Annotated in this window: 12 protein-coding genes; 4 read left to right on the forward strand and 8 right to left on the reverse strand. The window is 60.5% G+C overall.

Annotated features, from left to right (window positions below; all coding sequences use genetic code 11):
- Positions 1-142 precede the first annotated feature (142 nt).
- Entirely contained in the window at positions 143-769 is a 627-nt protein-coding gene (locus tag ABD919_RS10910) for a beta/alpha barrel domain-containing protein (RefSeq protein WP_345236039.1), read from the forward strand.
- A gap of 158 nt (positions 770-927) precedes the next feature.
- On the opposite strand, the gene trmB is transcribed toward ABD919_RS10910, so the two are convergent.
- From trmB to ABD919_RS10950, 8 genes are all read right to left on the reverse strand, one after another.
- Positions 928-1,593 (reverse strand): tRNA (guanosine(46)-N7)-methyltransferase TrmB, encoded by a 666-nt coding sequence (gene trmB / locus ABD919_RS10915; RefSeq protein ID WP_345236040.1) that lies wholly within the window; start codon positions 1,591-1,593, stop codon positions 928-930.
- 69 nt (positions 1,594-1,662) lie between these two features.
- Positions 1,663-2,973 (reverse strand): bifunctional folylpolyglutamate synthase/dihydrofolate synthase, encoded by a 1,311-nt coding sequence (locus tag ABD919_RS10920; protein ID WP_345236041.1) that lies wholly within the window; start codon positions 2,971-2,973, stop codon positions 1,663-1,665.
- A 94-nt stretch (positions 2,974-3,067) separates the two neighbouring features.
- On the reverse strand, positions 3,068-3,979 hold the full coding sequence (locus ABD919_RS10925; protein WP_345236042.1) for a hypothetical protein: 912 nt from the start codon (positions 3,977-3,979) through the stop codon (positions 3,068-3,070).
- 230 nt (positions 3,980-4,209) lie between these two features.
- The gene (locus ABD919_RS10930; RefSeq protein ID WP_345236043.1) at positions 4,210-4,629 is read right to left on the reverse strand and encodes an ExbD/TolR family protein; all 420 of its coding nucleotides are present in this window, start codon (positions 4,627-4,629) and stop codon (positions 4,210-4,212) included.
- Between the two features lie 93 nt (positions 4,630-4,722).
- Positions 4,723-5,418, reverse strand: coding sequence for a MotA/TolQ/ExbB proton channel family protein (locus ABD919_RS10935; RefSeq protein WP_345236044.1), 696 nt, complete (start codon positions 5,416-5,418; stop codon positions 4,723-4,725).
- A gap of 2 nt (positions 5,419-5,420) precedes the next feature.
- Positions 5,421-6,668 (reverse strand): HU domain-containing protein, encoded by a 1,248-nt coding sequence (locus ABD919_RS10940; protein ID WP_345236045.1) that lies wholly within the window; start codon positions 6,666-6,668, stop codon positions 5,421-5,423.
- Positions 6,669-6,786: 118 nt separating this feature from the next.
- Positions 6,787-8,532, reverse strand: a complete 1,746-nt coding sequence (locus ABD919_RS10945) for a TonB-dependent receptor (RefSeq protein ID WP_345236046.1) — start codon at positions 8,530-8,532, stop codon at positions 6,787-6,789.
- A gap of 69 nt (positions 8,533-8,601) precedes the next feature.
- Complete coding sequence (locus ABD919_RS10950; RefSeq protein ID WP_345236047.1) at positions 8,602-11,850, reverse strand: tetratricopeptide repeat protein; 3,249 nt, start codon at positions 11,848-11,850, stop codon at positions 8,602-8,604.
- Positions 11,851-12,192: 342 nt separating this feature from the next.
- Between ABD919_RS10950 and ABD919_RS10955 the strand changes: the two genes are divergently transcribed.
- The 3 genes from ABD919_RS10955 (at position 12,193) to ABD919_RS10965 (ending at position 13,562) form a co-directional block, all read left to right on the forward strand.
- Positions 12,193-12,408, forward strand: coding sequence for a hypothetical protein (locus ABD919_RS10955; RefSeq protein ID WP_345236048.1), 216 nt, complete (start codon positions 12,193-12,195; stop codon positions 12,406-12,408).
- A 182-nt stretch (positions 12,409-12,590) separates the two neighbouring features.
- Positions 12,591-13,091, forward strand: coding sequence for a hypothetical protein (locus ABD919_RS10960; protein WP_345236049.1), 501 nt, complete (start codon positions 12,591-12,593; stop codon positions 13,089-13,091).
- A gap of 24 nt (positions 13,092-13,115) precedes the next feature.
- Positions 13,116-13,562, forward strand: a complete 447-nt coding sequence (locus ABD919_RS10965; RefSeq protein WP_345236050.1) for a hypothetical protein — start codon at positions 13,116-13,118, stop codon at positions 13,560-13,562.
- The last annotated feature ends 164 nt before the right edge of the window (positions 13,563-13,726 follow it).

Raw genomic sequence — 13,726 nt, forward strand, 5'->3', positions numbered from 1 at the left:
TGAATTAGGAGTTGAAAAAAACACCGGCGGCCTGGGCAAATCGGAGCGCAGGCAGAAAGGCCCTACTTTTGCCCACCTCAAGCGCCTTCACGTAGCCGCTGGACTAATAACGCATCACTTGTAACTCAAAACTCCCTTCCAAATGCCTTATCCTCTTCCCATTCTTGTTCGCGGCATCAACAACCTGTCCGATGCCCGCTACTGTGCCGGCATGGGAGCCGATAAGCTCTCGTTTGTGCTCGACCCCCACCTGCCCGGACACCTGGAGCCTGCTGCGGTAAAGGAACTAGCGGGCTGGGTGGCCGGCGTCGACATCATCGGCGAGTTTGGCGAACTGTCGGCACCGGAAATAAATGCCCTGGCTGCCGAGTGCGCGCTCGATGCCGTGCTGCTGCGCGGCCTGCGTTCGGCCGACGAGCTGGCGGATATTGCGCCGCCTGTTTTGCTGGAGCTCAATCTGGCTGAGCTGCACCAGGAAACCGACCTGGGCACCATTGCCCCTGCCATTGCCGGCGTGGTAGTGGAGCTGCCCGGTCTCGACTTCACGGCCGATTCCCCGGAAGTGGACAACACCCTTTCGATGGTAAGTGAGCTGGCGGCCCAGGCCCCGCTGTGGCTGGGCCCTGGCCTCGACCCGGCCCGGGCCCGCCAGACCGTAGACCTGATGCCAGCCCGGGGCCTGGTGTTCGCCTCCGGCTACGAGATAAAGCCCGGCCTGCGCGACTTCGACCAGCTGGAAGCAGTGTTCGAGGCTCTGGAAACTGAGTAGGCTGTGTGGTTAGGTAGTTGTCAGTTGTTCGTTGTCAGATTGTTCTATATAATTATTCATGACAACTGACAACTGACAACTGACAACTGACAACTGACAACTGACAACTGACAACTGACAACTGACAACTGACAACTGACAACTGACAACTGACAACCTCAATTCAACCGGAACTGCACGTACTTGATAGGTACGCCAACAGCGCGGTACTTGCCCTCGAAGTGGGTTTGTATGGCTTGGGCCTCATTAAAGAGAGGGTCCGTTTCGGCGTACAGGTCGCGGGTGTGGGCCAGCACCTCCGCACCTGCTCGCTCGCTTAATACTTCGAGGGTGTATTCGTAGAGCTGCTCGTTGTCGGTTTTCAGGTGGGCCAGGCCGCCGGGCTGCAGCAGGCGCTCGTACTGATTCAGGAAGCGCGGTGAGGTCAGGCGGCGCTTGATGTCGCGGTCGCGCGGCCGGGGGTCGGGAAAGGTAATCCAGATTTCGGCCAGCTCGCCGGGGGCAAACTGCGCTTCCAGCGCTTCGGCCCGGGTACGTACGAAGCCTACGTTGCCAAGACCCAGGGCCTCGGCCCGGGTGCTGCCCCGCCAGATTCGCTCACCCTTGATGTCGAGGCCCAGAAAGTTGCGGCCCGGGTGGCGCTGGGCCAGGCCCACGGTGTACTCGCCTTTGCCGCAGCCTACTTCCAGCACCAGCGGCTGGCTGTTTTTGAAAAAGTCCGCAGCCCAGCGGCCACCCAGCTGCTCATACTCGGGTTTGCCCGGCTCCACGATGTCGGGGCGGGCGGCATTGTCAGCAAAGCGCTGCAGTTTAACGCGGGGCATAGGGGTTGTTAAATGGAAGAAGTCGAGGGGTTGAGAAGTTTGAACCCGTCGTTTTTAGCTAAAGCAACATTAAGAGTACAGCTCGTCTACTTCGGCAACAACAAAGGTGCTGCCCCCAATAAAGACGACATCGTCGGGCAAGGCCGACTGACGGGCGGCCGCGACGGCGGCCGCAACGGGCCCAAAGTTCTGGCCCAGCAAGCCGGCCGCGGCGGCCATTGTGGCCAGCTCGTCGCCGGGCAGGGCCCGCGGGATGGCCGCCTGGCAAAAGTAATAGCTGGCCTCCCGGGGTAGCATGGCCAGCATCTTGGCTACATCCTTGTCGTTGACGGCACCAATGACCATGTGCAGCCGGCGGTAGCGCAGGCGGCCGAGCTGCTCCAGCACCAGGCGCAGCCCTGCTTCGTTGTGGCCGGTGTCGCACACCACCAGGGGCCGGCGGCCGATGATGCTCCAGCGGCCCCGCAGCCCGGTCAGCTGGGTTACCTCCCGTAAGCCGCGGCGCACCGCGGCTTCGGGCAGCTCAAAGCCCTGGCGGCGCAGCTCGTCCAGCACCGCGAGCACACCGGGCAGGTTGAGGCGCTGGTAGTGGCCCAGCAGGCCCAGCTCTACCGTTCCCAGGTAGGGCTTGCCATTGCGGCGCAGCTCGAAGGCTTGCAGCCCGGTTTCCTCTTCCTGGCCTTGAGCGATACGCTCCGCCTGGTACAGGTCGTCGGCAAACAGCAAGGCGCTTCCCTCCTGCCGGGCTTTGTCTTCAAATACGTGCTGCACCTCCGGCTGGGTCAGGCTCACCACTGCCGGCACGCCCGGCTTGATGATGCCGGCTTTTTCACTGGCAATCTGCGGCAGCGTGTCGCCGAGCAGAGCCTGGTGGTCGTAGCTGATGTTGGTGATAAGCGACACCAGCGGCGTAATGATGTTGGTGGAGTCGAGCCTTCCGCCCAGGCCCACTTCAATCACGGCAATGTCGACTTCCATCCGGGCAAAGTAGTCGTAGGCCAGTGCCACGCACATCTCAAAAAAAGACGGCTGCACCTGCTCAAACAAGCCACGCCACCTGGTCACCCAGTCCACGAGGTAGTCGGGCGGCAGCTCCTGCCCGTTCAGGCGGATGCGCTCGGTGAACTCGCGCAGGTGGGGCGAGGTGTAAAGACCAACTTTATAGCCGGCCGCCTGCAGCACCGCCGCCAGCAGGTGCGAGCTGCTGCCCTTGCCGTTGGTGCCGGCCACGTGCACGCTGCGAAAGCGCCGCTCCGGCTGCCCCATGGCCGCCGACAATGCCAGCGCGTTATCCAGTCCCTTTTTAAAGCCGGCCATCCCTACCCGCTGAAACATGGGCAGCTGCTGGTAGAGATAAGCCAGGGTTTCGGCGTAAGTCATCCTTGTGAATTATGAGTTATGAGTTATGAGTTATGGGATATCCGCCCTTGCCAGACAAATAACTCATAACTCATAACTCATAACTCTTAGTTGACTACCGTACCGAGAAGCGGAAGGTGTAGAAGCCCGTGGCGCCGCCCGAGCCCGAGTTGGTCCGGACGAAGTTGGCATCGAGCAGCTTGTCGCGGCAGAGCTTTTCCTGGGCCGGCGACACGTTGCCAGACACTTTGGTAACGGACTCCACTTCGCCGTCTTCGGTAATCTTAATTTTAAAGCGAACCACGCCGGGGTTGTCATCGATGGGGTCCACGCGGGGCGGGGTCTCGAAGCGCCAGCCCGACATGTCCAGGCCGTCGCCGTCGCCCATGCCACGCCCGCGGCCGTTGCCGCCGCCATCGCCCCCGCCGGTGCCGCCGGTGCCGTACAGGGCTTTAGCGTCGAGCGAGCCCTTGGGGTCGCCCTGGTCGCCTACTTTGCCGGGCCGGTCCCCGTTGTTGTTGCCCGTGGCGGCGGTGCTGCTGCCGTTGGTGCCATTCCCCCCGCCGTCGTTGCTGCCCTTGGGCGAAAACGTCACGGCCACCTTGCGCTGGGGCTTGGGCGTTTCTTTTACCTCTTCCTTCGCGGGAGCCGGCGTTTCCACCGGCGTTTCCGACACCGGGCTGTCCTCGGCGTCGCTGGTAATAATCTTGGCCTGGCTGGGCGGCGTGGGGTCCGACTCAGCTTCGGCCGGCGTGGTCTGGGGGTCGGGGCTCAGGGCCGGGGCCTTGCTGTCGACCCGGTTCTCAGAGGCATTGGCCGTGGCCGTGGTTTGCACGTCGCCGTCACCTTCCGGGTCCAGGCCGTAGTTGAGCTCCACATCGCCCCCGCCGCCGGTTTCGAAGGCTTCCAGGGGCGGGTTGGGGCCGTTAAAGGCCATGAAGTAGAACAGTAGCCCCAGCAGGGCATGCAGCACGATGGTGGCAATAAGGGCCTCTTTACGGTGCTGTTCGGGATAGTCGAGAGCCATTGCTTTTTAGTAATGAAGTAATGGGGTAATGAGGTGAGGAAGGTGGGATAAAGAAAGTAAACAGCAATTGCTTGTTGAGGGAATACCAGTGGCTTAGTTCCAGTTACACCATCTGCCTAACCGCAGTTGACAAGCGGGAAGACAATCGAAACTGTAATAGCAAACGTGGTTGTAGCCAGCCCAGTTCTCTATGGCCTCATTGCCCTATTACTTTATCACCTCCTCACTTATCAGCCTTTACCGGCAGCCTGCTGGGCCTGGGTAGCCATTACCATGCGAATCTTGAGGCGGTTGCCCAGCTCCAGAATGTCCACCAGCTTTTGCACGTTCAGGGAAGCATCCACGCGCAGCACCACGGTGGGCTGGTCGAGGTTTTCCTGGCCGATGAGGGCCTTGAGCTCGTTTTCGAGGTTAGCCGCGTTTACCGGCTTTTTATTGACGTAGTAATCCCCGGCCGCATTTACCGATACGGTAATGGGCTGCTTCATCACCTGCTTGCTCGACTTGGCGCTGGGCAGCAGCAGCTTGATGACGTTGGGGTTCACCATGGTACTCACAATCAGAAAGAACAGCATCAGGAAAAACATGATGTCGTTCATGGCCCCGGTCTCAACGTGAGACGAAGCGCGGCGGCGGCGGGAGAAGTCCATATTGGAGGGAGTTATGAGTTATGAATTATGAGTTATGGGTTACTTGCCCGGGCCAGGACAAATAACTCATAACTCATAATTCATAACTCCCTTTTAATTGTCCTGCAGGATGTCCATGAACTCGATGGCCGAGTTCTCCATGCGGAAGACCATGCGCTCGACCAGGATGCTGAGCCAGTGGTAGCCGACGTGGGCGATGATGCCGACGATAAGGCCGGTAGCCGACGTTACCATCTTGGTGTACAAGCCACCGGCAATCTGGCCGATGCCGAACTCGCCGGTGGCGTTGATGGCGTAGAAAATCTTGATTACGCCGATGATGGTACCCACGAAACCCAGCATGGGCGCAATACCGGCGATGATGCCCAGGATGCTGATGTTTTTCTCGAGGCGGGCAATTTCAATCTTGCCCACGTTTTCAACGGAAGTTTCAATCTCCTTCAGGGGCAGGCCAATGCGGCGCAGGCCTTTTTCTACCATGCGGGCCAGCGGCGAGGGGTTCTGGGCGCAGAGCATTTTGGCCCCGGCCAGGTCGCCTTTCACCATCAGGCCGCGGATGCCCGTCATAAAGGCTTCGGGGTTGCCGGCGGCCCGGCGGATGGTAATGTAGCGCTCGATGATGATGTAAATCGAAACAAACGAGAGCAGAAACAGCGGCAGCATTATCCAGCCGCCCTTGAAAATCAAATCGATGAGGGAAAGCCCTCCATCGGCCTGAGCAACGGCATTTACCGCGGCATTCACCGAATCAGGCGCGGCGGAACCGGCTTGCAACAGAAAAACAGACATGTTTAATAGTTAAGAACCAAATGTGAGTTAGTGGAATGCGCCTTGGTCCGCAAACGACGGGCTTCGTTTTCCGCGGCTGCCTTATCGGCAAAGTCAGCCACCGACAGGCGGAACAAGCGGCTGCCGGGCGGGGGAAGCAGCACCCGGGCCGAGCCGCCCTTTTGTGCCTTACGCACCTTTTCGGCGCTGGCCAGGGTGCGGAAAGCGCCGGCGATAACGTAGAAACGCCCCGTCTGGCTTTTGATTGTGGTAGAGGCCGGAGCTGCGGCTGATGCGCTGGGCGCGGCGGCATTGCTACCCGCCACTGCAGGCTTCGCAACTTTGGCTTTTACAGCCTTATCGGCCAGCGGCTTAGCTGCCGGCTCTTCAAGCTTCACAGCCGCTACCTCCGGGGCTTCCACATTGGTATCCCAGGCATCTTCGGCGGCGCCGGTTGCTGGGGCACTGTTCTCGTCCACAGCTTCAGCGGTGCTGGCAGGAGAAGTTGCGGGTGCTGGCAGCTCTGCCGGGGCCTTCGCGGTTGCGGCCTCCCCGTTATCGGACCAGGCGGGCTGGGCCAGGGTCGCCTGCTGCGGCTTCTCCAGCAAATATGCCGGAGCCGAGGCCACTGAGCTCGCCGCTTTGGGCTGGAACCAGCTGCTGAGGCCGAGCTGCCACTGCGCCGGCACCTGGCCGCCCCGCAGGGCCATCAGGTAGTTAGCCGAGACCAGCAGCGTCGCCACCACCGCTACCGCCAGGCCGGGCAGCAGGCGGGCCATTTTACCCCGGCGGGCCGTGCCCGAGCGCAGCACGGGCTGGGCCGCCTTCTCGCGAGCCAGGCGGGCATTGGTAGCCAGCACGGGGCGGGCCACTACCTCCGGCAAGCCAAAGGAAGCCGGCAGCAGGTTGTCGGAGCCGGTGTACTCAAAGGAAAGCCCCCGGCCGGCCGCCTGGCGGAAAATGCCAATTCCCGGCAGCTCGGTGCGGTTGGTTTCCTGCAGGTCCTGCTGCAGCCGGGCCACGGCCTGCCGCACTACTTCGCGCGCCTGGGCAATGGAGATTTCCTGGTACTGAGCCAGCGCATCCACCAGCAACCCATCGTTACGGGTCAGCGCCTGGTTGAAGGCCACCAGCTTGGTGGGCGGGCTCAGCACCTGCCGGCCGGGCTGCAAGCGGGCCGGCGCCGTATCTGCCACCAATCCCCCAAAATCCGGAATAATCACGCAGTCGTGGTCACGCAGAAGCGGGCGAATGTGGTCAGCAAGGTGCATTTTCGGGTGGGAATTATAAATTATGAATTATGAATTATAAGTTCACTGGCTGACAATGAATTGCCAGCCCAGAACCAATAATTTATAATTTATAATTTATCATTTATAATTATTTTGCCTAGAACGAGTAAGAGGCGCCCCCAATCACATTAATGCCTTTTACCGGATAGCGGTAAAAGCGCTGGTACTGCTGGTTGGCGAGGTTGTTACCCATCACAAAGATGGATAAATTTGGCGTAATGCGGTAGTCGGCGCGAAGATTCAGGTCATAGATAGCGTTGGTGGCCCGGTAGAAATCCGGTACCGACTTGTCGCCGTTGCTGGTATAGCTGATACCATAGCTGGCCGAGTAGAAGTAAGCTTCCACGCCCAGCAGCAGCTTGTCGAATGCATTGTAGGTGCCGAACACCGAGCTCTGAAACTCGGGGCGGTGGAAGGGCTTGGCCAGGCTGCCCAGCGTGTACATGTTGTAGTCCAGGCGGGTGCCCAGGCGAAACTTCTCGGCCGAGGTATAGAGCAGCTCCCCGTGCACGTTCAGCAGCTGGGTAGTTTCCCGGTCATACACCAGGTCGAACTTGGCCGGGTTAACGGGATTGTTGAGGTAGAAGTACAGGTTTTTGTCGCGGCTGTAGGTAGCACGGGCGTTGAGCTCCAGGCCCCGCACCGGCGTGGAGTTGAAGCCGCCGTACACCGTTGGTCCGCGGCGGGTATCGCCCACCTGCAGCCCTTGGTTGAGCCAGGGGTTTTCGGTGCTCAGGTCGTAGCGCGTAACGCGCTGAATGGCTCCGCCCAAACCGGCGTAGACGGTAAATTTCTCCGGCACCAGGGTGTAGCCTACACGCACGGCGGGATTGAATAGCACCGGGCTGACGTTGTTGATGGTATCGGACGAATAGCCGATGGTGGCGCCCAGCATCACGCTGATGCGCTTGCCGGTGAGCTCGTAGGCCGGGGTGCCCTGCACAAAGCTGCGGGTGCGCGAGCCCAGACGGCCCGAGTCCTTGTCGGCAATAAAGGAGGCATCGGCCGCCAGGGTCACCCGGCTGGTTTCGCCCAGCGCATAGCCAGCTTTGCCGTTTATGGTGAAGTTGCTTTCGCTGGCCACGAAGTTGTCTTTCCAGTACTTAAAGCCCAGGCCGGCGTCGTACTGCAGCTGCTGCTGGGGGTCGCGGTTGTGGGCGTAGGCTTTCACCGCGCCTCGGCTGAAGGCCTGGCCGATGCTGCCGGCCTCGGGCTGGGGCTTGCTGCGGTCGTAGCCGTAAAACTTATACCGCTCGTGGCCCAGGTCCACGGTAGCGCCAACGGCGGTGCTGCCCAGGTATTTTTCCCCCATGAGCGTGGCGCTGCTCTCGCTTACGGCTGAGTTCTTGGCATCGACAGGGCCGTTCAGCGAGTTGACGTGGCGCAGGTCCACACCATAAGCCAGGTCGGAGGTGCGGGTGCTGTGCAGGTGGGCGCGGCCGAAAAAAGTGCCGTAGTTGCCGATGCCCACCTTCACGTATTTGCCCATCAGGGGGGCTGGCTCTTCCTGGCGGATGGTGAGCACGCGCACCGAGGGGTTGAGGCGGTCGGCGGGCAGGCGGAAGTCGGGGAAGGTGTACGTCACCTTACGCTCCGTCTGGGGCGGGGCCGGCAGGCGAATCTTGTCGAAGTTGCGCGTGGCCTCGGGCAGCTGGTTTACCCGCTCCTTTACGATTTCAATCTCGGCTTCTTCAATCTTGCCCCGGGGCTTGGGCGGGGTGGTGCGGCCCGGCTGGGCGGCCACCGGCAGAGCCAGTACCAGACCGGCCAGCAGCAGCCCGGCCTTCAGGCCCTGGCGTGAGCTCAGGTTAACGCTTGAACGATTTATCAACAACAGCTTCATCAGCAGAATTTTATTCAGTAAGAAAAGATACACCGCAGCCCCTTTCCGGTGGGCCTTGCCCGGGCTGGCTTAGCGCCCCTTGGGTGGGCTGGCCGGCTTGCCTTTAGGCGCCGGGGCCGGGGTGGTAGCCGGGGTAGTGGCAGGCGTTTTAGCGGGGGCTTTGGTGCCTGCCGGAGCCGGGGCCGTGCCTTTTTCAGCGCCGGACTTGGTGGGGGCTGGAGCTTTGCCCCCGCCCGACTTCGGGGCCGGCGTGTCGTCGTCGCTGTTGTCGGCCCCCAGGTTGGCCAGGCGCTTGCGGGCAGCTTCCACGATTTCAGCCACCGGGAAGTTGTTGTCGATAATCGAGTTCAGGGTGCCCCGCGCCTGGAAATTGTCGCCCTGGGCGGCGTAGGCGTCGGCCACCAGCAGGAAGGCCCGGCCCTGCCACAGGGTGTAGCTGCTGAAGTCGGAGTTAACCTTGAGGGCGGCGGCAATGGCGTCGTCGTACTTTTTCTGCTTGTGCAGGCTTTCGGCCAGGTAGTACTGGGCCTCGGCACCGTTGACGTCGTTGGGGGCCGACTGCACGGCCGTGGCCAGTTCGGTGGCGGCCTGCTCGTAGTTGCCCAGGCGGTAGCTGGCCTTGCCCAGGTAGAGCAGGGCAGCGTTGGTGGCGTTGGCCGTGGCGCCGGCCAGGCCGCGCAGCTCTTCGGCCGCCTGGCGGGCTTTGGCGAAGTCGCCGTTTTCGTAGTAGCTGCGCATCAGGCCCAGGGTGGCGTTGGCCACCTCGCGGCGGTTGCTGCTGGCCCCGCGCAGGCGGTCGTAGTGCTTAATGGCCTCGGGGTAGTTCTTGTTTTCAAACTCCAGCTCGGCCACCCGGCCCACGGCGCGGTTCATGAACTCGCTTTTGCTTTCGGCTACCACGGCCCGCATGCGGGTCAGTCCCTGCTGCTTGTCGCCGGTTTTGAGGTAGGAGTCGGCCAGGTAGTAGCGGGCATCGGCGCCCAGGGCGTTGTTGGGGTATGCCTTCAGGTAAGACTCCAGGCGCAGGATGGCCTGGGGGTACTTTTCGGCCAGGTACAGCGACTTGGCGGCTTCATACTCCACGCTCTCGGTGGCTTTGCTGTCGGGGTTCAGGGCTTTGAAGCTGGCCAGGGAGGCATCGAACTCCTCGGTACGGCCCAGGGCCGCCAGGCTTTCCTGCAGGCGGTACAGGGCCTGGGAAGCGGCCTGGCTGCGCGGGTACTCGCCCAGCACGCGCTGGAAGTCGGCCACGGCCGTTTCGTGCTGCTGCAGGTTGGCGTAAGCCACGCCTCGCTTCTGCAGGGCCTGGGGAATGAGGGCGCTGTTGGGGCGGTTGTCAATCAGCTTGCTGAATCCCTCAACGGCCGGCTGGTAGTCGCCGGCCTCGAAAGCAAACTGGGCCTGCTGAAACACGGCTTCTTCGGCGTAGCGCGAGTTGGGGCTGGTTTTGAGCAGCGAAGCCAGGGTTTTGTTGGCTTCGTCGCGGCGGCCCATCAGGCCCAGGGTCAGGCCTTTCTGGTAGTAGGCGTAGTCCTTGTCGTTGGCATTGGCCTGAATCACCTTGTCGTACAGCTCCAGGGCCTGGGCGTAGCTCTTGCCCACGTAGTGGGTGTCGGCCAGGCGCAGGGTGGCGTCGTAGTAATTGGGGTCGGAAGGCTTGGCACTGGCATCGCTGAGGAAGGCCTGGAACTGAGGCCGGGCTTTCTCATACTGCTTGGTGTTGTAGTAGGCATAGCCCAGGCCGTAGCGGGCTTTCTGCTCAAACTCCTTTTCGTCGGCATCCACGCCGCCCTGGCGGGCGGTGCGGGCCGCCGCGTTGTAGGCGGCAATGGCTTCGGAGTACTGCTGACCTACGCTGTAGATTTCTCCTTTCAGCACCTGGGCCGCGGCACGCAGGGCGTCGTCGTTGGGGTACTTCAGCGACTTATCGAGCAGCGGCAGGGCCTCGGCGTAGCTGCCGTTGTTGTAGAGGGTGGCGGCCTGGGAGTAGGCCACGCGCTGGAAGGTGGCGTTGAGCTTGTTGCTGCGCTCGTCCAGGCTTTCGAGGTAAGTCAGGGCCTGCTGGTAGTCGGTCGACGACAGGAAGCTGGCGCTGAGCAGGTCGTCGACAGCGGGCTGATTCTTAGAGCGCGGGTACTTTTTCTGGAAGTCCTTCAGCACGTTAATCACCTCGGGCAGGTTGCCCAGCTCGTACTGCACCTGGCCCAGCCGGAGCGTGGCGTTTTCGCTGATTTCGCGCACCTGGTTGGCCTGGCGGGCGGCGTCGAAGGCCGTTATGGCCTGGGGCTTCTGACCGGCCTGCACGTAGCTCAGGCCCAGGTGGTAGGCTGCGTTCTGGCCCAGGGAGTCGCGGCGCACGGCCACGTTCTTGAGGCTGGCGATGGCCCCCTTAAAGTCGCCCTGCTTGTAGTTGGCAAAGCCAATCTTGTACTGCAGGGCCGGCTCCACCTTGCCCTTGCGGGCAGCCGCAAACTTGTCGAAATACCCGGCTGCTTCCTTGTAGTCCTGCTTCTGGTAGTAGGCGTCGCCCACCAGCAGGTTGATTTCCTCGGCGTTCTGCGGCGGGGGCGACGCCTTCAGCGCCGCCGTGGCGTAGCGAATCAGGCCGTCGTAGTTGCCTTCCTTGTAGTAAATCTGGGTCATCACGGCCGGCACCACGGCCTTGTAGGCGTCGTTCTGCTCGGCCACGCCCAGGTCGGTGCGGGCTGCGGCGTAGTCGCCGGCGCGATACGCCAGGTAGCCGGCGTAGTAGGAGCTGGCGTAGCGGTACTCGCCCTGCACCTTCTTGTTGCGGTCGAACAGCAGCCGGGCCTTGTCGTACTCCTTCTGCTCGAAGAAGCTGTAGGCCAGCTTAAAGTCCGACTCGGCCCGCTGGGCGGTGGTCAGGTTGTCGGGAGCCACCTTCTGGAAGTAGCGGATGGCGGCCGGGTAGTCTTTCTGGTCGAAGTAGAACTTGCCCAGCTCGTAGTAGGCCACGGCCGAGCGCGGGTGGGCCGGGTGCTGCTCGGCAAAGTCGAGGATGAGGCCCTCGGCGTCGGGGTGCAGCAGGTAGAGGCCGCTCACGGCGTAGTAGTACTCGGCGTCGGCGGTGCGGTCGCGGGAGGCGGGCCCGGCCTGTCCGGCGCGGCGCGGCTCAATCTCGAGGTAGTGGCGGAAGGCTTGCTGGGCGGCGCCGTACTGCCCACGGTCGAACAGCTCCAGGCCTTCCTGGAAATGCCGCTCGTCGGAGGCAAACACCTGGGATTGCTGGGCCAGGGCAGCTACCGGGGCAGCGGCGCTAAGGGCGGCGGCCAGCGCCAGCCGGGGAAATAGCTTCATCGAAAAATCAAATCAGGTTGCGGACCGCACAGGGCCCGGGAAGATGCCAAAAGTAGCAAGAAAAGGCCGTAGGTTGCCTGAAAAGAACGCAGTGGCTGCTGCACTTATTTTTTAGTGAGCAACCAATTAGCTGTCGTTTCTTATCGTCACAAGTCCGGTTTGGTTGGGGCTGCAGGCGTTACTATCCGCAAAACAGTGCGCTGATTTCCCGTTCTACCTTCGCCCTATCGCACGGTTACGCCACCCCACCTCGGCTGGTCTTGAAAAGACGAAACCCTGGCCGGGGGCACGGCCAGGGTTTTAAAGAAGCTGGTGGAATGCACACCTAACTTCTCCCTGAGAATGAGAAATAAGCGTGTATTGAAACTACTACGGGCAGTCGGTCAGGCTGTTCTGCTGGGCTTTACGAGCGGCGCAGCCAAGGCCTTTGGCTTGTTGCTACTCACTCACCTGCTCCAGCGGCAATTAGGTAAGGGGCTGGGCCAGGAGGTTCGGCGCCCTTACTTTTTGTGGACGCTGCAAAGGCAAAACAAAATCGACAATGTATTCGAGCTATAGGGCTTGAACGCGGTGAGCCAGCATTGGCTTGTAGATTGGGGCTTTAACATAATGCCTACTAGCAGGGACCGACTATACCCTTCCTTGCGCATTGGAACGGAGTGAACGGTGGCAAGCTGAAGTTTGTGATGAGTGCTTGACCTACCGTTTCAAAATAGTGTCAATTCGATTATACCGTGGCTATGATAACCGATAAAAAACAGATTCTGAGGGTGCTGAAAGCGGCTCTTTCTAACACTTATTACACAAGGTTCACATATTACATCACCGGCTTTGAGTGTGAATTATTTAATGATACCCTTAGCATCACTGCTCACCTGGTTTTTAGTGAAATTGAGCTGGAGGATAAAGCTGAATGGAACAAATGGGTAACGTCGGCGCCGTTCAATATCGAAAATTATAATGGACCGGAGGAGCCTGCCAGGGTCTTTTTAGCCGGCCTGCTAACCCAGGCCAGCATTCAGGATGTGGAAGAGGAAAACGGAGGCACCCTGATATTAACCTTCAAAAACGGCATGCGGGTTAGGCTGGTAGGAGAAACAGACATTGAAGACATGTCATGGACTATAGAATTCCGCAACGCTGATGGTGATAAAATAGGAGACTGTACCTCCTCTTTCAATGAACTGTTTATGAATGCCAGCGGCCAGTTTTTGAGTATTGTAGCTGAAGCAAGTAGCTGACAATACACCTTAAGTCCTTCGTGGATGAAACCTCCCAAAGCCCCAGCCCGCCTGCCCGCAGCCGAAATAGCTGCTCGCGTCATCCACAACTTCGTGGTGAAGCACCGCCAGCCCCGCTACTTAGGGTTAGTAGCGCGGCATTACTCCGGGGGTAGCCACGGCTTTGGCGAGTTAGACCATTTCATCCGCAACCTGGACCTTCGCTACTGCCATCAAATTCCTTCGGGCCTGCAGCATACCGACAGCATTTTTCAGCAGCTCCAGGCCCTCACGTCTGCCAACGACTGCTTCATTATGCACGCAAGAGCAGAGCTCGATGGCCAATGGATGAACCTACGGCAGGCCCTGGAACTGGTAGTCGGAAGTGGCGACGGCGCTTTTCTGGTTCTCGACAACGGCGAGATTATGTACCACGAAAGCGAAACGCCAAAGGAGCGCTACATCGGCGGGCGCCGGCCGCGCACTACCTAGCATTGTGGCCGGCTCTGCTTCCGTAATGAGGCTAAGCATAGCTCCTGCCGAGCCACGGTTGCCATTCATTCACGATACTCTTGAGGTGGTCCGATTACGCTGGACAGTTTAGGGCATTAAGTTGAAGAAGGTGTTGATGAGTATGATAAGGCGTCTGGTAGTCG

Source organism: Hymenobacter saemangeumensis (genome assembly GCF_039541835.1).
GTDB classification, from domain to species: Bacteria; Bacteroidota; Bacteroidia; order Cytophagales; family Hymenobacteraceae; genus Hymenobacter; species Hymenobacter saemangeumensis.